Annotated in this window: 15 protein-coding genes; 4 read left to right on the top strand and 11 right to left on the bottom strand. The window is 58.5% G+C overall.

Annotated elements, in window-relative coordinates; translation table 11 throughout:
• Window position 1: 1 nt before the first annotated feature.
• A complete protein-coding gene (locus tag IQ22_RS02940; RefSeq protein ID WP_145137864.1) occupies window positions 2-2,596 on the bottom strand; it encodes an intermembrane phospholipid transport YdbH family protein in 2,595 nt (864 codons plus the stop codon).
• A gap of 134 nt (window positions 2,597-2,730) precedes the next feature.
• Window positions 2,731-3,153: a DUF2628 domain-containing protein gene (locus IQ22_RS02935; RefSeq protein WP_145137861.1), complete on the bottom strand. Its 423-nt coding sequence runs from the start codon at window positions 3,151-3,153 to the stop codon at window positions 2,731-2,733.
• A gap of 398 nt (window positions 3,154-3,551) precedes the next feature.
• Between IQ22_RS02935 and IQ22_RS02930 the strand changes: the two genes are divergently transcribed.
• Window positions 3,552-5,000, top strand: coding sequence for an FAD-binding oxidoreductase (locus tag IQ22_RS02930; RefSeq protein WP_145137858.1), 1,449 nt, complete (start codon window positions 3,552-3,554; stop codon window positions 4,998-5,000).
• A gap of 59 nt (window positions 5,001-5,059) precedes the next feature.
• Here the strand turns inward: IQ22_RS02930 and IQ22_RS02925 are convergent, their stop codons facing one another.
• The 4 genes from IQ22_RS02925 to IQ22_RS02910 form a co-directional block, all read right to left on the bottom strand.
• Window positions 5,060-6,400, bottom strand: a complete 1,341-nt coding sequence (locus tag IQ22_RS02925) for a cytochrome c (protein ID WP_145137855.1) — start codon at window positions 6,398-6,400, stop codon at window positions 5,060-5,062.
• A 12-nt stretch (window positions 6,401-6,412) separates the two neighbouring features.
• Complete coding sequence (locus tag IQ22_RS02920) at window positions 6,413-8,200, bottom strand: GMC family oxidoreductase (protein ID WP_145137851.1); 1,788 nt, start codon at window positions 8,198-8,200, stop codon at window positions 6,413-6,415.
• A gap of 3 nt (window positions 8,201-8,203) precedes the next feature.
• On the bottom strand, window positions 8,204-8,944 hold the full coding sequence (locus IQ22_RS02915; protein WP_145137848.1) for a gluconate 2-dehydrogenase subunit 3 family protein: 741 nt from the start codon (window positions 8,942-8,944) through the stop codon (window positions 8,204-8,206).
• A 159-nt stretch (window positions 8,945-9,103) separates the two neighbouring features.
• On the bottom strand, window positions 9,104-10,027 hold the full coding sequence (locus tag IQ22_RS02910) for a LysR family transcriptional regulator (RefSeq protein WP_145137845.1): 924 nt from the start codon (window positions 10,025-10,027) through the stop codon (window positions 9,104-9,106).
• 155 nt (window positions 10,028-10,182) lie between these two features.
• On the opposite strand from IQ22_RS02910, the gene aptA reads away from it, so the two are divergent.
• Both aptA and IQ22_RS02900 read left to right on the top strand, forming a co-directional pair.
• Complete coding sequence (aptA, locus tag IQ22_RS02905) at window positions 10,183-11,526, top strand: omega-aminotransferase AptA (protein WP_145137843.1); 1,344 nt, start codon at window positions 10,183-10,185, stop codon at window positions 11,524-11,526.
• Between the two features lie 61 nt (window positions 11,527-11,587).
• The gene (locus tag IQ22_RS02900) at window positions 11,588-13,084 is read left to right on the top strand and encodes a CoA-acylating methylmalonate-semialdehyde dehydrogenase (protein ID WP_145137841.1); all 1,497 of its coding nucleotides are present in this window, start codon (window positions 11,588-11,590) and stop codon (window positions 13,082-13,084) included.
• A gap of 113 nt (window positions 13,085-13,197) precedes the next feature.
• Here the strand turns inward: IQ22_RS02900 and IQ22_RS02895 are convergent, their stop codons facing one another.
• Window positions 13,198-13,998, bottom strand: a complete 801-nt coding sequence (locus IQ22_RS02895) for an NYN domain-containing protein (RefSeq protein ID WP_145137839.1) — start codon at window positions 13,996-13,998, stop codon at window positions 13,198-13,200.
• 248 nt (window positions 13,999-14,246) lie between these two features.
• Window positions 14,247-14,528, bottom strand: a complete 282-nt coding sequence (locus IQ22_RS02890; protein WP_158635401.1) for a hypothetical protein — start codon at window positions 14,526-14,528, stop codon at window positions 14,247-14,249.
• Between the two features lie 321 nt (window positions 14,529-14,849).
• Between IQ22_RS02890 and IQ22_RS02885 the strand changes: the two genes are divergently transcribed.
• Window positions 14,850-15,542, top strand: coding sequence for a DUF1294 domain-containing protein (locus IQ22_RS02885; RefSeq protein WP_145137832.1), 693 nt, complete (start codon window positions 14,850-14,852; stop codon window positions 15,540-15,542).
• A gap of 63 nt (window positions 15,543-15,605) precedes the next feature.
• Here IQ22_RS02885 and dctM read toward each other — a convergent pair whose 3' ends face one another.
• The 3 genes from dctM to dctP all read right to left on the bottom strand — a co-directional run bounded on the left by dctM (window position 15,606) and on the right by dctP (window position 18,627).
• Window positions 15,606-16,889, bottom strand: a complete 1,284-nt coding sequence (dctM, locus tag IQ22_RS02880) for a C4-dicarboxylate TRAP transporter large permease protein DctM (RefSeq protein WP_145137829.1) — start codon at window positions 16,887-16,889, stop codon at window positions 15,606-15,608.
• Window positions 16,886-17,515 (bottom strand): TRAP transporter small permease, encoded by a 630-nt coding sequence (locus IQ22_RS02875; protein WP_145137826.1) that lies wholly within the window; start codon window positions 17,513-17,515, stop codon window positions 16,886-16,888. The genes dctM and IQ22_RS02875 overlap by 4 nt, the downstream gene beginning before the upstream one ends.
• A gap of 107 nt (window positions 17,516-17,622) precedes the next feature.
• Entirely contained in the window at window positions 17,623-18,627 is a 1,005-nt protein-coding gene (gene dctP, locus IQ22_RS02870) for a C4-dicarboxylate TRAP substrate-binding protein DctP (RefSeq protein WP_145137823.1), read from the bottom strand.
• Between the last annotated feature and the right edge of the window lie 309 nt (window positions 18,628-18,936).

Here is an 18,936-nt window from a genome sequence, read left to right as displayed (position 1 = left end):
GTCATGGATGCGATGAATCGCGCCGCAGACGTTCCTGCACACGACGCTGAAGTGTCTCGCTGACTCGGTCAGTCAGTTGCAGGCTGGTCAACAGCTGCGGAATGTTTTCTTCCAGGTTGATGCTGAAATTAAAGGCGCGTCCTTTCTGAAGATCCGGGTTGCGACCCTCCAGGCGTAGCGACAAATTCAGCGTGCCGTCTTCGTGATAGTCGACGCCACTGCGCAGCACAGCGTAATGGAAATCCTCCAGGGCGTCGGCTACCAACTGCATTCCCGGATTAGTACGACCCAAAGCTGTGATGCGCTCCGAACGAAAACGCAGAAAGCCCGGCTCGCGCGCAGCGACATATCCCTGCTCGACGCGAATGCCCTCACGCGTCCAGCGCAGCGGAAGTTCGCCGTCGATTGTTCCTTTGCCGCTCAAGCCCTCGGTGGGATAGGCTTCAAGCAGCGAGGCGAGTTGGATACCTTGAATCCGAACCGGCAGGTTAAGGGATAAGTTACCCAGATTACCTTGCCCCGGCGGTAGCGAGACCTGACCGCTCAATACGTCGAGTGTAACCTGCTGCCAATTCAGCGTGCCGGCCAGTGGTGCGTCCAGAGAGGCCTGATAACGTCCGCTCAACTGCAGCGGCCCCAGCACCACGCCTGGATTAAGCTCGCGCAGCATTAGATCGGGAATCTCTACGGCCAGGCGATTGCCTGTGAGGGTGAGAGAAGGACGGACCGTCAGCCCGCTGAACTCGGCGCGGTCGTACAGCCCACCCAGGCCCTGGCCATCGAGTTGCAGGTTTAGAGTCATGGCGCCCTTGACGGGCAGCTTCAGGCGGGCCGAGCCCTGTAGGCGCCCGTCATTGAATTCGAGCGTATCCGGCCAGGCGGCCAGCGTGCCGGCCAAAGGATTGCCGGCCCGCATGAAGAGCGGAGCGAATTCGGTTTTGAGGTCGAGCCCACTGGCATAAATCTGGGTTAGTTGAGTAGGCAGGCTCAGGCCGCTGTCTGTCCGCAGGGTGCCGTTCAAGGTCAGGCGTTGCTCTGTTACCTCCACCGGGCCGACCCAGCGCCAGCCCTGTGGTTTGAGCTGCGCCTGGGTCAGTCGTTCGCTGCGTAACTCAAGCGGGCCACTTGCACGATAGGTCAAGGCAGTGTCCTGCCCCCATGTACTTTGCAGGCGAAGTCCGGGAACCGTAGCGGTCGTGTTTTCCAGGCGGATCGAGGATTCGCCGCTTCCTGTGTCCAACCGGGCGGCCTTGAGTATGAACTCAGAAAAGGTCAGGTCGGCCTGTGTCGTGTTCAACGTGCCGCTCGCCCTCAGCTGTATACCGGCACGCTGTAGATTAACGCCGGGTTGTTGGATGCCGTCCAGCTGCCCGCTGAGTGCGGTGTTGTCCAGACGCAGGCGCCAAGGCGGTTGGGTCGCTACGGCCATTCGCCCTTGCAGGGTCAAGGCGGCCTCGCCCTGCGTGCGGATATCGATCTCAAGCGGCAGCAGTGCATCAGCGTCAGGCTTGGTATTGTCCAGCGTGGCGGCCTTGAAACGCACATTATCGAAGCGGATGCCTTTCGGTAGCTGCTTGTGCCAGGCGGTTTGTTGTGTGGCCAGGTTCAGGTCGGCCTTCAACACCTGAGGCAGTACACGGCCTGCATCCAGAGCGGCTTGCAGCTTCAGATCGCCCTGAACTGCGCCTACGTTAGGCACCGGCCACGGCTGCGGCAGGTGTGCATCGAGCCGCACCGTTCCTGTGGCGCTTAGCAGGTCGCCGAGCGCACGTACGTCAGACGGTAACAGGAGCTGCCAGTCACCCAGAACATGCAAAGCGCCTGGCATTGCCTCGGTGGACAGCGGCGGGAGTGGCCACCAATCGTTGAGCCAGGCCAACAGCCAGGGCGCTTCGTTGAGGGTAGGAATCAACAGATCGCCACTCAAGGCCTGGCCTTCGGTAGTGCGCGTAAGGGCCATGCGCAGCGTGAGGCGAGGCTGGCCATCAAGAGCCAGGGTAGTTGTCAGGCGAGGTGCTTCGCGGCTTCCCTCTATCAATGCCACTCCTTGGAGTCGCTTTCCGTCGTGTAGTAGCTCTACATTCAAGGTGAGCGGCCACAGCGTATCCCGGGCGCGGTCGACGCTAAGGGTGCCCTCAAGCAGGCAATGCCCCTGTGTACAGGGCAGGTTGAGCCGGAAGGCGTTGACGCTCAGGTGATGGGGCAGCCAGCCGGGTAGGGTGGGGAAATCATCCAGCGTAAAGGGTGTATCGTCTGTAGATGGGGTGGGCGTCTCGGCCTGATCAAGCGTCATCTCGACCTGCTCCAACGTAACCCTGCTGGCGGTCCAGTCAAGACGAGCGGGCCCGGCCGTTATTTTCATCCCCGAACCATCATCGCTATGCCGCTCTACTTCTAGTGCAGCCAAACCGATACCGTGCCGGTCGATTGATAGGCCGGTCGTCTGCCAATGGGTGATCTCCAGACCACGTAAGAACAAGGCCCAGCCGAGGCTGCCTAATGCCAGAAGCATTAATAGCAGGAACAGCAGCACGCCTGCTCTGCGCAGCCAACGAGGCGTAAGGAGATGATGACGAATCGTAGTCAGCACAGTCACCCAGGCGAAACGATGGTGCTACAGGGTGAACTGTTCCGGCTGGCTTGATCAAGCCCGTTGCCAAATTACATCAGGGCTTGATCATAGAGTGTTAGCAGGTCAACAAAACCGATGCGGCACGGGGCTTTCTGTGGTTAGAGCCTGACTCCTTTGAATGGATTCCAACTTTGCGTGTTTTTTGTTTCCTTCAGGTAATACGCATAGTTGGTGACCAAGGCGTACAGGTTGGCTAGTACGAAGTTGATGCCGACGTCCAGAATTTGCGGTATTTCGATACCGCCGTATTCGCTAAGTAAGACTTCAAGCAGGGCGATTAGAACTATGATGCCGATCAGCGTCAGGTTCATTTTCCATAGGCCCAGAATGAAGAGATAAACCGGGCCGAAGAAAAAGGCGAGCCAGTTCCTGTTGATCAGCACTTTTTTCATGAAGGGAAGTGACTTAAAGGCAGCTTTCCAGGTTTCGCTCCTGGGATCGCCGTACTTATCAAAAAAGGCAAAACGCTCTTGCCACTTCGGCTTATAGGAAATTTCCCGGCAGTGTTCCAGTTCAGGCATCGCTTCGTCCTTGTGTTCAGCAGAGGGGAGTCACAACAACACGTCTAACAACTGCGCTGAGCGCAGGCGCTGTGGTTGCTGGTGTGGAGTTAGAAAAGGGGGCTGAGCGGTTAGGTATCCAGGCCCTGAGCTATAGAGAAACGAAGGAGCGGAGCGCCGGAGCAAGCTCCGAAGTGGTGCAGGAAGTCCTGTCTTTTTAACCCATTCCATCGTTCTGCCTGTTTCCCTGTTACAGGCAGGCGAAAGATTAGCGGACTGGCTGAAATATTTATTTCTATTGCCTCCCACTCTTGATTTAGGCCCGCCCTGTAACGCCTGGTTTTGTGACCTCTCGCAAATAGGAATGTACTAGGCTAAAGATCAGCCTATCGTCACAACAAGAACAAGGTGCCCCATTCATGAATGCGCAGCAGCCCTATCCGATGCCTGTCCAGGCCGTCCTCGATGAACTCAGACCACTGCTAGGCGACCGGCTCTCTACCAGTTTGGCCGAGCGCGAGCAGCACGGGCATGGCGAGTCCTATCATCGGTCCCAATTGCCTGATGCCGTCTGCTATGTGCAGAGCACGGAAGAAGTGTCCTGTATTGTCAAAACCTGTGCGAAGTACGGCGTGCCTATTGTTCCGTTTGGCGGCGGCACTTCGCTGGAAGGGCATGTTTGCGCTGTTCATGGGGGTATCTGCATCGACTTGAGCCGTATGCAGCGCATCCTGGCGATCCGGCCGGGCGATCTGGACGTTACGGTGGAGGCCGGCGTGACCCGGCAGCAGCTCAACACTGAGCTGCGAACCTCGGGGCTGTTCTTTCCCATCGATCCAGGCGGTGAAAGCACCCTGGGCGGTATGGCCGCGACCCGTGCATCCGGCACCAATGCCGTGCGCTACGGCACGATGCGGGAAAATGTGCTGTCGCTGACCGTGGTGCTGGCGGACGGTAGTGTGATCAAGACAGCCAACCGTGCCCGCAAGTCGTCGGCGGGTTACGACCTGACGCGACTCTTTGTGGGTTCGGAAGGCACCCTGGGCATCATTACCGAAGTTACCTTGCGGCTGTACGGTATCCCCGAGACGATTTCGGCGGCCGTCTGCACATTCCCGGACGTAGCGAGTGCGGTGAACTCGGTAGTATCGATTATCCAGTACGGTATTCCTGTGGCACGGGTCGAATTGCTGGATGCCCGTACCGTCATGGCGGTAAACCGCTATTCCAAGATGACGCTGGATGAGCAACCCACGCTGTTCTTTGAATTCCACGGCTCGCCCGCTGGCGTGGCCGAGCAGATCGAGCAGACCCAGGCCATTGTGGAGGAAAACGCCGCCGTGGGCTTTGTTGCGGCAGCCGACGCAGACGCGCGCAATGCCCTATGGAAAGCCCGTCATAGCGTGCACTACGCCATGCAATCCATGCGGCCCAACGGGCGGATATGGAGTACAGATGTATGCGTGCCGATCTCGCAGCTTACTCCCTGCATTATCGAGACCGAGAAAGACCTTGCACAGGCTTCGTTCTTTATTGCCATGGTTGGCCACGTGGGAGACGGTAATTTCCATCTGGGACTGGTCGTCGACCCGGACAGCAAAGCCGAACTGGCTGAGGCTGAAGCGCTCAATAACCGGCTGGTCCGCCGTGCCATTGCCCTGGACGGCACCGCGACCGGTGAGCATGGCGTCGGGTCAGGCAAGATCAAGTTCATGGAGCTGGAACACGGTGCAGGCGCGGTGAACACCATGCGGCTGATCAAGCAGGCATTGGACCCGCAGAACCTTCTTAACCCGGGCAAGATCCTGCCGGGGGATAAAGCCTCGGAGGTGGGCCTGTCCTTACTGGCGGGCGAAGCGCTTGACTGAACCTTGAGCTTCAAAGAACAACACCCGCCGAAGCGGGTGTTGGGTTTACAGCAGCCCTGTTAGCGGAGGTCCGGCGTCTGGTCCGGCTGATTGCTATAGGCTGTCTGGCCGACGTCGTCGCCCGACGTGGTGCGGTTCTTGTCGTTACGCAGTGCGGCAACGGCCTTGGGGTCTACCGGGCCGCCCTTGTTACCCCAGCTGGTACGGATAAAGGTCACCACGTCCGCCACCTGCTGATCGTCCAGGCGCCAGCCGAAAGGCGGCATGACGATGGTTGATGGGGCGTGCTTGAGCCCCGGTAGTGTGCCGCCTTCCAGCACGATGTGAATCAATGAGGTTGGGTCGTCTGTCTGCACCACGGGATTGCCCGCAAGTGCCGGGAAGGCTCGGTCGTAGCCTAGTCCGTCAGAGCGGTGACAGGCATTGCAATTATCAATATAGACCGCTGCGCCGCGCGGGCTTTCGTCGCCCTTTACCAGTGCCTCGGAAACGGCATTGTTGCGCTGGTAAGGCTGGGCGTCCGGATGGACTGGCGAAAGCGTCTTCAGGTAACGGACGATAGCAGTCAGGTCTTCGTCGCTCAGGTATTGCAGGCTGTGCTCGACCACTTGCGTCATACCTCCAAAGACGGCCATGTCGTCCGAGCGGCCCGTCTTGAGGAATTCCACCAACTGCGCTTCGTCCCAGCGGGCAATGCCGTCTTTATGGTCATTGCGTAGGCTTTTCGCGATCCAGCCTTCCAGCGGAGCGCTACCCGCGAGGAAGTCCTTGCCATCGGCATCGCTGAGGGCTTTTTCCTGCATGGCGAAACCACGTGGCGTGTGACAGGCGCCGCAGTGGCCCAGGCCTTCCACCAGATAGGCGCCGCGGGCGATGACTGGGTCCTGGCCCGGGGCAGGCGTGAAGTCGGCGACCTCGGGGGCAAACAGCATGCGCCACGCCGCCAGCGGCCAGCGCATGGACAACGGCCAGGGAATGTCTACATCCTGGTTGGGCTTGGTCACCGGATCGACGCCAGACATGAAGTAGGCATACAGCGCCTTCATGTCCTCCTTGGTCACCCGGGCGTAAGAGGGATACGGCATCGCCGGATACAGGGTATAGCCTTCCTTTGCAATACCATGGCGCACGGCTTTGTCGAAATCTTCAAAGCTGTAGTTTCCGATACCGGTGCTCTTGTCCGGCGTAATGTTGGTGGAGTAGATCGTCCCTATGGGGGTTTCCATAGGCAGGCCGCCGGCGAAAGGCTTGCCGCCTTGTGCGGTATGGCAGGCTACGCAGTCCCCGGCACGAGCGAGGTATTCGCCCTGCTTGATCAGGGCCTGATCGGGAGCGGCGTCCTGGGCGAACGCGGACGAAGCCAGCAGGCTCAAGGCCAGGGCGGAGAGGATCGTTTTCATGGTCACTGCTCCTTATGCCTGAACCAGCGGGCCGGGGTTCTTCAGGTACTGCTCGCGAATCGCCCGGGCGGACCAGTACGTCAGCGCTGCCACCAGGCCCGTGGGGTTGTAACCCAGCCCCTGCGGGAAGGCCGACGCGCCCGGCACAAACACGTTATGCACGTCCCAGCTCTGCAGGTAACGGTTCACTGCGCTGGTCTTCGGGTCGGTGCCCATGATCGCGCCACCGTTCAGGTGGGTGGTCTGGTAGCTGACTGTGTTGAAATGCGTGCCCGGCGACTTGACCTGTACGTTGATCGCCTTGGGGTTCATGGCCTCGGCGATCTTCTTCATCTTGCCCACCATAAAGTGGGTCATCTTGAAGTCGTTTTCCTGCCAGTCGAAGGTCATGCGCAAGAGCGGCATGCCGTACGCGTCCTTATAGGTAGGGTCGAGGTCCAGGTAATTGCCACGGTAGGACTGGTGCGCGCCGTGGGAGTCCATCGAGAGCTGATGGTTGTAATAGTCGGCAGCTGCGGCCTTCCACTGGCTGCCCCAGTTGGGCGTGCCGGACGGGTTACTTACACCGGCGATGGGGCGCGTACCCGCCTGGTTGACCCAGAACGGTGAACCGCCCACGAAGCCGTGGGGACCGTGGTCAAAGTTGTCCGCGTTGAAATCGTCCACCGCCACGCCGTTGCCGCCCGCCCCGATGAAGGGGTTGGTGAAGTGCTGGTTCTTGTCGAAATAGACCTTGATGGTCGCCATGTTCTGATAGGCGAAGTTCTTGCCGACTACCCCTTCGCCCGTTTTCGGGTCGTAGGGTTTGCCGATCCCCGAGAGCAGCATCAACCGCACGTTGTTGAACTGGAAGGCACCCAGAATGACGATATCCGCCGGTTGCTCGATCTCGTTGCCCTGGGCGTCCACATAGGTCACGCCGGTGGCGAGTTTCTTGTCATCGGTCAGGTTTACCTTCAGTACATGGGCACCGGCGCGCAGCTCGAATCCGGGCTCCTGGCGCAGCGCCGGGAGAATGTTCAGGTTCGGCGAGGACTTCGAGTACATGTAGCAGACGTAGCCGCTGCAGTAACCACAGAAGTTGCATGGCCCCATCTGGCAGCCGTACGGGTTGGTGTAGGGACCGGACGTATTGGCCGAAGGCAGGTCGTAGGGGTGGTAGCCCACGTCCCAGGCCGCTTTCTGGAACAGCTGCGCCGAGACGGGATTTTTCTGCGGCGGCAGCGGGAAATGATCGGAGCGGTCCGGTGCGAACGGATTGCCGCCCTTGCCTTTACCCACCAGCTCGCCTTTCACCGTCCACGCCTGGCCTGAGGTACCAAAGACCTTTTCGGCAAAATCAAAGTAGGGCTCCAGCTCCTCGTAGGTCACGCCAAAGTCCTGGATCGTCATACCGTCCGGGATAAAGTTCTTGCCGTAGCGCTCCTCGTAATGACTGCGCAGGCGCAGCTCCACCGGATCGACCCGAAAGTGCACGCCGGACCAGTGCAGTCCCGCGCCACCCACGCCGTCACCGGGAAGGAAGGCACCCAGTTGACGATAGGGCAGGGCCGTGTCGTTCACGGTGTGGCGGATAGTGACGGTTTCCTTGGAGTTATCCATGAACAGCTTGCGGCGGATGCTGTAGGTCAGCTCGTCGATGACCTGCGGATAGGAGCCGTCCGGGTAGGTATCGCGCATCGGGCCGCGCTCCAGGGCAACTACGGAAAGGCCCGCTTCGGTAAGTTCCTTGGCCATAATGGCGCCGGTCCAGCCAAAGCCCACGATGACCACATCGGTTTTCTGCATTACTTTGGCCATGGATCAAGCCCTCTCGCCGCGGATGGAAACGGGCGGGAAGGGGTAGGACACGTCACGCTCCACCCAGTCCATGAAGTCGGCGCGGGCACCGGGGAAGCCCACCAGCTTCCAGCCGATCATGTCCTTGTTGCCCCCATGGATCGGGTCGCAAAAGAACCCTTCCTTGGTGTTTTGCAGCAGGGCAGCGAAAAAAGTCTTGGATGGCAGTGCTTGAAAGTCGGCTTTGCCGGCTTCGAACTGCTTGAGCGTGGTGTCCTGCGTCTCGGCATCCAGCTCGGCAAATGTTTTACCGTATTGCTGGCGGGACCAATCATCCGCCGCCTTGATGCCGAGGCGGTAGACCTGCTGGGGGTTCAGCCTGAGCTGATAACCCATCTCGGAGGGCGCATCAGGTTGGAAAGGGCCCTGCATGTACCAGTTCGCACCCTGGGCATAAGGCGTGTTCATCTGCCGGTCGATGTATTCCGACACCCCGGCTTCCAGGGCGCCGGGGCCGCGGTCGTCGGCGGGAATCAAGCGTGCTACGGCAGCTTGAAGAAAGGCCCATTCTTCTGGCGTAAAGAACGTAGGCTGATAGGCATCCGCTGCAGGGCTTTCACCCGGCTTGTTATCGCTATGCTGTCGCTCGGGCTCTGCCAATGCCAGTCCGGCACCGCCTGTTGTGGCTAGGGTAACTACAGGGATAAGGGTCAGAGATTTACGCAGGAAGTCCCGGCGAGCGTTTAGCGTATCGTCAGCAGACATAAGGGGTCCCATCAGTCGTAAGGCATAAAATTATTAGCAAGCTATCTATAGAATAGTGTAACAAATTATGAGTGCTGCGGCATGTGGTCACACTACGACCGGACTGCCCTAGCGAGGTTCCGGCATTAGTCCTATAAATAGTAAGGTTTTGTAGTAGGCCTAACCTTGAGTAAGCGCCAAGGCTTCTAGGAACCGCTGGAGAATCAGATGGGGCCGGCGCCCTTTTCGCGTCGCTACACAGAGTGGAATGGCATAGTGAAAACGCTCCGGCTTGAGGGCTCGCAACGCACCCTGGGCAACCCAGCTGGCTGCATAGTGATCAGGTAGATAGCCTATGTAGCTCCCGGTATGCAGGAGAAAGGCAATGCCTTCACGGTCGGAGGCTGACGCGGTGCAGTTGAGTAGCTGGTGACGCCCCAGCGCTTCCGCGGTAAGCCGATAATTGGGCGCGACGGCATCGACCGTTTGTAACTCAGCGTCGCTGATTTCATCGTCCGGCCGGGTGAAGAACGGGTGCTCGTGGCTGCAATAGAGCTGCGAGCGCTCTTCATACAACGGCGTGTATTCCAACCCGGAAAGCGGGCTGATCAGCGGCACCACGCCAATATGCAGGCGACCCTCCAGCACTCCGCGCTCAATATCGCCTGGCGTCATCATGCCAATATTTACCCGCACGCCCGGCCCCTGCGCCTTAAGCTCACGCAAGGCATGGGTCACTCGCATCCGGGGAAGAGTGACAAGATTATTGATAACGCCAATGTTCAATTCGCCGCGCAGTTGCTGATGCAGTGCATTCACATCGCTGCGAAAGCCTTCCAAAGCCGCCAGAAGACTTTGGCTCGCCCTAAGCACTTCACGGCCTTCATCAGTCAGGGCAAACCCGGCACGGCCCCGCTGGCACAGCCGCATCCCCAGCCGCTTTTCCAGATCGCCCATGTGCAGGCTAATGGCCGAGCGGGTGATACCCAGCGCGCTTTCTGCCGCTGCAAAACTGCCGCATTCCGCCACCGTCTTGAACAGACGCAGGAGGCGAATATCGAAGTCGCTCACTTGGCCGAGCGGCGCTTTGCGGGATGTGCTCATTAGGTGAGTTTTTCCTTGAGTAAGCGTGAGAAGAATACGCTTTAACTCAACCAACGTCAGGTTCAATCTGATGGCACCGGTGCTTGCCGTGCTGCCCCAGCGCAGGACGCTTCGCGCCCCGATCCCAGCATTGAAGCTACCGTTCCGAGGCCCCTATGAACCAGCCGTTGACTGTTTCTCCACCGATTGCCAGCGAGCTCGACCTGACCCATCACTGGATGCCCTATACCGCCAACCGTGCGTTCAAAAAGGATCCGCGCATCCTGGTGGCGGCCGAGGGCGCGTACCTGACGGACGATCAGGGCCGCAAGCTGTACGACAGTCTTTCCGCACTGTGGTGTGTAGGGGCGGGGCATGGGCGTAAGGAGATTGCCGAGGCGGTAGGCAAACAGGCCTTGCAACTCGACTATTCGCCGGGTTTCCAGTACGGCCATCCGTTGTCCTTCAAGCTGGCCGAGAAGATCGCCAGCCTGACGCCGGGCGACCTGAACCACGTGTTCTTCGTCAACTCAGGCTCTGAGTGCACCGATACGGCCGTAAAGATGGCCCGTGCTTACTGGCGTCTGAAAGGGCAGGCCACCAAGACCAAGATGATCGGCCGAGCCCGGGGTTACCACGGCGTCAACATCGCCGGGACCAGCCTGGGCGGCATTGGCGCCAATCGCAAGATGTACGGCCAGCTGATGGATGCAGACCACCTGCCGCACACCCTCTTGCCGGGCAGCGAATTTACCAAGGGCATGCCCAAGACCGGCGTCGAGCTGGCGAACGAAATGCTCAAACTGATCGAACTGCACGACGCTTCCAACATCGCGGCGGTCATCGTCGAGCCCATGTCCGGCTCGGCTGGTGTAATCGTGCCGCCGGAGGGCTACCTGCAACGCCTGCGCGAGATCTGCACGCAGCACAACATCCTGCTGATCTTTGACGAAGTGATTACCGGCTTTGGCCGTACCGGCTCCATGTTTGGTGCAGACAGCTTTGGCGTCACGCCCGACATCATGAACCTTGCCAAGCAGATCACCAACGGCGTGATCCCTATGGGCGCGGTGGTAGCGACCAAGGAAATCCACGACACCTTCATGAACCAAGGCACACCGGATTATGCCGTCGAGTTCGGTCACGGCTATACCTATTCAGCGCATCCTGTGGCATGTGCCGCAGGCCTTGCTGCGCTGGAAATCTTGGAGCGAGACAACCTTATTCAGCGTGTGGCTGAACTGGCCCCGCACTTCGAGAGCCGCTTGCACGGCGTGCGCGGTGCCAAGCACATCGTCGACATCCGTAACTACGGTCTGGCGGGTGCGATCCAGCTCGCCCCACGTGACGGCGATGCGATCGTCCGCCCCTACGAGGCCTCACTGAAACTGTGGAAAGCCGGTTTCTACGTCCGTTTCGGCGGCGACACCCTGCAATTCGGCCCGCCCTTTATCAGCACCCCGGAAGAGCTGGACCGCCTGTTCGACGCCGTAGGCGAAGCCCTCAACGCAACGGCTTGATCATTTTTCGTACAGCGGCGCGCCACCATTACCCGGCGCGCCGCCTCTACAGGGAATCGATATGACCACCTTGAATCACCTCATTAACGGCGAAGCCTTTGCCGACAGCGGCCGAACGGCAGACGTCTACAACCCTTCGACTGGCGACGTCATCCATCAGGTACCGTTGGCCAGCCGCGAAACGGTACAAAAAGCCATCGACGCGGCCAAGGCGGCTTTCCCCGCGTGGCGCAACACTCCACCGGCCAAGCGCGCCCAGGTCCTGTTCCGCTTCAAGCAACTACTAGAGCAGAACGAGCAGCGTATCGTGCAGCTGATCAGTGAAGAGCACGGCAAGACACTGGAAGACGCCGCCGGTGAACTCAAGCGTGGTATCGAGAACGTCGAATATGCCACCGCTGCGCCCGAGCTGCTCAAGGGCGAGTACAGCCGCAACGCCGGTCCTGCCATTGACAGCTGGTCCGACTTCCAGCCGCTAGGTGTGGTTGCCGGTATTACGCCGTTCAACTTTCCGGCCATGGTGCCGCTGTGGATGTACCCGCTGGCGATTGCCTGCGGCAACTGCTTTATCCTCAAGCCCTCCGAACGCGACCCCAGCTCCACGTTACTGATTGCTGAACTCCTGTATGAAGCCGGTCTGCCCAAGGGCGTACTAAACGTGGTGCATGGCGACAAGGATGCCGTGGATGCGCTGATTCAGGCGCCCGAGGTCAAGGCGTTGAGCTTTGTCGGCTCCACCCCGATTGCTGAATACATCTATAAGGAAGGCGCGGCCCGCGGCAAGCGCGTCCAGGCCCTGGGCGGCGCGAAGAACCACGCGGTGCTGATGCCTGATGCCGACCTGGACAACGCCGTCAGCGCACTGATGGGCGCTGCCTACGGCTCCTGCGGCGAGCGCTGCATGGCCATCTCCGTGGCGGTGTGCGTGGGTGATCAGATTGCCGATGCGCTGATCGAGCGACTCACCCCACAGATTCAGAGCCTCAAGGTTGGCCCTGGCACCTGCAAGGGGCTCGACATGGGCCCGCTGGTCACCAAGGCCGCGCTGGAAAAAGTCACCGGCTATGTACAAGACGGCGAAGCAGCGGGTGCCAAGCTGGTTGTCGACGGTCGCAGCCTCAAGGTCGCCGACCACAGCAACGGCTTCTTCCTCGGCGGTTGCCTGTTCGATCACGTCACGCCGGAGATGCGTATCTATAAAGAAGAGATCTTTGGCCCGGTGCTGTGCGTGGTGCGCGTAAACAGCCTGGAAGAGGCCATCGCGCTGATCAACGCCCATGAGTACGGCAACGGTACCTGCATCTTTACCCGTGACGGCGAGTCTGCGCGTCTGTTCAGCGACGAGATTGAAGTGGGCATGGTCGGCATCAATGTCCCGCTACCCGTTCCGGTGGCCTACCACAGCTTTGGCGGCTGGAAGCGCTCGATCTTTGGCGACCTCGCCGCCTATGGCCCGGATGGCGTGCGCTTCTACACCCGCCGCAAAACCATTACCCAACGCTGGCCGCAACGGGCCAGCCATGAGGCGGCGCAATTTGCGTTTCCGAGTAATGGTTAATTAGTAAAAGGCCAGTCAAGAGACTGGCCTTTTACGTTTAGAAAGCGCGTTGTTAAGTCACGGACTAGGAGCGAGCAGGGCGGTACCTATCAAATGGACTCGAGCGCTATTACTTACTTCTCGCCCTTCTTCCCTTGCCGATTCCGCACATACAGCATCCTGCCGCCACTGGTGCCATGCTCTTGCATCTCGAAGCGCCGCTGTTGCGCTTTAAGCAGTTCGCTGAGTTTCTTGAAGCCGTACAGGCGTGGATCGAAGGCGGGTCGGATCTTGGTAATGTTCTGGCCAAGCACGCGAAGACTGGCCCAGCCGTCTTCGTCTGAGAGGTCGTCGATAACCTTGGCGATAAAGTCCACCGGAACCTTTTGCGGTTTGGGTTTGGCGGCAGGTTTGGGATCGTCTCCCAAGGAAGGTGCAGCGGACTTTCCCATAACCGCTGGCTCGACGGCAGGCTCGGCGTCGGCTCTCAGAATTTCGGTGTAAATGAACTTGTCGCAGGCCGCAACAAAGGGCTTGGGCGTCTTTTCCTCGCCAAAACCGTAGACCGTTAGGCCCTCTTCACGCAGGCGCATGGCCAGGCGGGTAAAGTCGCTGTCGCTGGAGACAAGGCAGAAACCATCGAAGCGCCGGGTGTAGAGCAGGTCCATGGCGTCGATGATGAGAGAGCTGTCAGTCGAATTCTTGCCCTTGGTGTAGGCGAACTGCTGCATGGGCTGGATGGAATGGTCGAGCAGGACCTGTTTCCATTTGCCGAGCTGCGGGCCGGTCCAGTCACCATAGATGCGGCGCACGCTGGCAATGCCGTACTTGGCGATCTCTTCGAACAAGCCCTCGACGATGGCAGCCGGGGCATTATCGGCGTCGATGAGAACGGCGAGGTGCTGGGATTGAGGCGTAGTGTCGTTACGGGCCATGGGCTCGTCCGTGAGAGGAAGATGTCATGACCATACTGCGATTCGTAAGTGGGTGCCAGATCTCCTTTCATCACCAGCGGGATAAGATTGAGAGGTCTGGCCTGCAGGTCTGGTGTAGACAACTGACAGTACGCCAGGGCGTCTGTGCCCCGTGCCGGGCGGCTATGCCGCTTCGGCCCTGTGTGACGTGTCGACAGATGCTGCTATGAATTGGCATAAAAAACCGCCCCTCGGGGCGGTCTTCGCAATCACTTCTCTGGCGGCGGACCATCATGCTTTTCACGGGGCGGATGATCCGGCAGGGCGGCCAATTTGCCGTCAAGATCCTTGCAAACACCTGAGAGCATTTTGCCATCCGGCGCCTTGAACGAAACAGTATCGCCTGCATGGTGGCCTTCGCAGGCTTTAAAGACGAAGGGAGGCGGCGTATGCGGGCCTGGCGGCGGGCCGGAATCCTGGCCGGCCAGGGCGAGGCCGCTAAACAGGCTCAGTGTCAGAGTTGTCAGGGGGAGAACGTTCATGCGATTCATGGCAGTCCTTGGGGAAATAAAAACCCTATCAAAGCACAGGCCACGGTAGTGATTTACAGATTTTACCCAAGCCTTACGCAGTCTTTACATAGTTACGTATCAGGAGATTTTATGTGTTTGAAAGGCCCGGCTTACCTGGCCTCTCGCCTGTAACGCTATGTAGCGTGGGCTTTAAAGATTTTACCTGCTGGAAATCTTTTTAGGCCGGTCAAGTGATGGTGTGCTGAGTCATTAAAGACACTACATGTCGAGCTCTAGCAATATCGTTACCGCTCCGTCGTGTTCCGGTAGCATGCCCGCTTTTTCAGGTAGAACGGGCAGATGAAGCAACGCGGGACGTTAAGGCACTGGAACGACCAGAAGGGTTTCGGGTTCATTCGGCCTGATCGAGGCGGAGAGGAAGTGTTCGCCCATATCTCGGTCGTACGGGATGACCGGCGTCCGGTGGCAGGGGATAAGGTTTTGTATGTCGCCACACCAGATGGCACCGGGCGGCTACGGGCCGAACATGTTCGTCTGGCTGCCAGCCTGACGTTGGATCAACCCTCCATCCGGCAGCGGCCCGGAGTCGCCAAGGCGACTTCCCGCACCGCTCAGGCACCGTGCCCGCGTCGTCAGGCGCATGAGGGGGTTCACGCTCTGCTGCTTAAGCTCGTGGTGCTTGGAGCCCTGTGTGTACTACCACTTTGGGGTAGCTTATATGCCTTGTCGGCTCGGCATGGTTTGCTCCCGCTAGCCCTCTACTTCAGTGTGAGTCTCGTGGCGTTCCTGTTCTATTGGCACGATAAGCAGAGCGCACAAAAGGAGCAGCGGCGTATCCCGGAAAACACGTTGCATCTGATCGAATTGGCAGGCGGCTGGCCAGGTGGCCTTATTGCTCAGCAGGTATTTCGCCACAAGACGCGTAAGGTGAGTTACCAGGCAGTATTCTGGATCATCGTGTTGATGCATCAGGTCTTTTGGCTGGATGTATTGTTTTTTCATCGCCTGCAGGGGTTGCCCTTGTTGTTTTAATCACAAACTGCCTAAACACAACAGCCCGGCAGAGACCGGGCTGTTGTGTGCACTGGAGGGGTGTTAGCTCATTCCCAACCAGTTCGGCAAAGCCAGAGAAATGGCCGGGATATAAGTGATAATGATTAGGAAGCTGATCAGCAGCATTAACCATGGCATTGCTGCACGGATTACACTTGCCAACGGCATACCCGTTACGGCGGAAGTGACGAACAGGTTCAATCCTACCGGTGGCGTAATCAAACCGATTTCCATATTCACCACCATAATGATGCCAAGGTGGATCGGGTCGATGCCTAGTTGTATGGCAATCGGGAAGAGAATCGGCGCCAGAATCAGAATGATTGCCGAAGGCTCCATGAACGCACCGGCTACTAGCAGCAGAACGTTTACCACTAGCAGGAACTGCCAGGGTTGCAGCCCCATCTCGATTACCCAGGCGGTGATCTGTTGCGGGATTTGCTCGGTGGTCAGCACATGGGCGAACAGCATGGCGTTGGCGATGATGAACATCAGCATGATGCTCAGCTTGCCGGATTCCAAAAGCACCTTGGGGCAGTCGCGCAGGGTCATGTCCTTGTAGACGAACAAGGCCACGAAGCCTGCATACACTGCAGCCACGGCCGCGGCCTCGGTCGGTGTAAACATGCCCGAATAGATCCCGCCAAGGATGATCACCATCAGCAGCAGGCCCCAGATTGCCTTGCGTGCAGTGGTGAGAAACTCACGGAGCGTAGCGCGGGGCAGTGCGGGCAGATTCATCTTTCGTGCGACGATATAGATCGCCACCATCAACACGACACCCAGCAGCAAACCTGGGATGACCCCTGCCATAAACAGCTTGCCAACCGACTGCTCGGTGGCGGCGGCGTATACCACCATGACGATGGACGGTGGAATCAGGATGCCTAGCGTACCGGCGTTACACACGATACCGGCGCCAAAGGCCTGGGGATAGCCAGAGCGAACCATCCCGGCAATGGCGATGGATCCCACGGCGGCTACAGTTGCCGGAGAAGAACCGGAAAGGGCGGCGAACAGCATGCAGGCCAGTACAGCGGAAATAGCCAGACCGCCACGGATATGGCCCACGCAGGCGTTGGCGAAATCGATCAGTCTCCTGGCTACGCCGCCGGTGGTCATGAAGGCGCCGGACAGCAGGAAGAACGGGATCGCCAGCAGCGTGTAGTGCTCGGAGGTCTCGAACAGCTTGATAGCCAGCGAGCGAACCGAGTCAGGGCTGAACAGCATGATCGTGACGGAGCCGGCGAGCCCGAGAGATACCGCAATCGGTACGCCGATAAACATCAAAACGAACAGTACAACAAAGAGAAACAGTACGGTCATGGCTTCTGACCCTCGTGCTCTTTCAGTTTCAGGGCATCGGCCGCTTCATCCGCCAGGCCGAGACCGGTCTGCTGGTTACGTGCAATTCTCACGAAAATCTCCAGGAAGCGGATAAACACCATGGCGTAGCCGAATGGCACGATCAGGGTGATGTGCCACTGCTTGATACCAAAGTGCCCCAGATCCTCTGCGCCAATATTGGCGGTCAGGAGGGTATGTACCCAGTCGTAGCTGGCTACGGCAATCAGGCCGGCATAGGCCAGGCAGCACAGGCAGGCGATGAGTCCAATAACGCGCTGAATCGGACGACTGGCCAGTTTGACCAATGCATCCACTCCAATATGACCTGCTGTACGTACGCCGTAGGCAAGGCCAAAGAAGATCAGCCAGGCGAACAGGGCTTTGGTCAGGGCGCTGCTCCAGGTCATGGACTGCGCCATATCAAGAATCGTGTCGCCAATGGCCAGCAGCGTTTCGTTGCCGCCCAGGTAGTCGCCCAAATTATAGAAAGGGGTGTAAAAATTATTGAGGATCACATACGTGAAGGTCACTAGCGTCATGGCCGCCAGAAGAAAAGCGATGAAGCCTTCCTCGAAGTGGTCCCAAATACGTCGTAGGGCACTCATCGATTGAATCTCCCGCTGAGCTGGGAAGGACAGGTGAGCCAACGCAGGGGTGGCCTCCCGTCAGAGCGCGAGCCACCGGTAGGGACCCGCGCTACGCGTTGCTGGATTTAGTTCTGGTTGGATGCGTCAGCGGCCTTGATCAGGTCGGCACCGATTTCGCCTTCAAACTTCTGCCACACAGGCTTCATGGCATCGCGCCACTGGCTGCGCTGCTCTGGCGTCAGGGTGATGATCTCGGTGGTCTTGGCATCCAGGATGCGCTGCTTGTCGCCCTGGTTCAAGGCATCAGCCTGCTTGTTCACCTCGGCAGTCACTTCCACAACGATCTTGTCCAGCTCGCTGCGTACATCAGCAGGCAGGCCGTTCCAGAACTTGGTGTTAGTGATCAGCATGTAGTCCAGAAGACCGTGGTTGGACTCGGTGATGTACTTTTGTACTTCATACATCTTTTGGCTATAGATGTTGGAGTAGGGGTTCTCGGCACCGTTGACCACGCCGGTCTGTAGGCCCTGGTATACCTCAGCAAAGCTCATCTTGCGCGGGTTGGCGCGTACGGCTTTGAACTGCTCCTCCAGTACGGCAGAAGCCTGAACGCGGAACTTCAAGCCACGGGCGTCCTTGGGTTCGCGCAGGGGCTTATTGGCAGACAGCTGCTTCATCCCGTTGTGCCAGTAAGCCAGGCCGGTAATGTTTTTGTCTTCCATCGACTTGAGTAGCTTTTGCCCTTCGGGGCTCTGCTGGAAGCGGTCAACGGCAGCCATATCCTGGAACAGGAAGGGAAGGTCAAAGACCTGCACCTGCTTGGTGTAATGCTCAAATTTAGCTAGAGAAGGAGCAATGATCTGCACGTCGCCGAGCAGAAGCGCTTCCATTTCCTTGCCATCGCCGAACAGGGACGAGTTCGGATAAACCTCGACCTTGACCTTGCCAGGCAGGCGTTCTTCAGCAAGCTTCTTGAACAGGACGGCGCCTTGCCCTTTAGGCGTGTGCTCGGCTACGACATGAGAGAACTTGATTACGATCGGTGCTGTAGCTGACTCAGCCGCTTGGGCCAATCCAGCAATGCTTAGCGTCAGGGCGCAGGCCAGCGTCTTGAGTGTCATTTTGAACATGTAAGTGTTCCTTTATTGTGATTATTAGCGTTTAGGCAGGTGAAAGCAGGTTATGCACTACGTCTAGAGCACTCGCTACCAGGAGCAATCCTAGTGGGTATATGCAAGATTCGCCTGTAACGATCCTAGAGCAACCCGCATGCCAAGAATAGCGGGCGCCTCCAGCATGCAATACCCTGTCACAATGATCTTGTAAATAGCTTGCTAGACCGGTTTCATAAAGGTTAGTAACCGTATGCCTTTTAGCTTTAAACGCGTATTAGGCAAGCTTTTCTGCTTGCATGGCGGAAATCCGCCGGTTCTGGTGTT

This window comes from Pseudomonas duriflava (assembly GCF_007830155.1).
Lineage (GTDB): Bacteria > Pseudomonadota > Gammaproteobacteria > Pseudomonadales > Pseudomonadaceae > Chryseomonas > Chryseomonas duriflava.
This window is presented reverse-complemented; position numbering and strand designations above follow the sequence as displayed.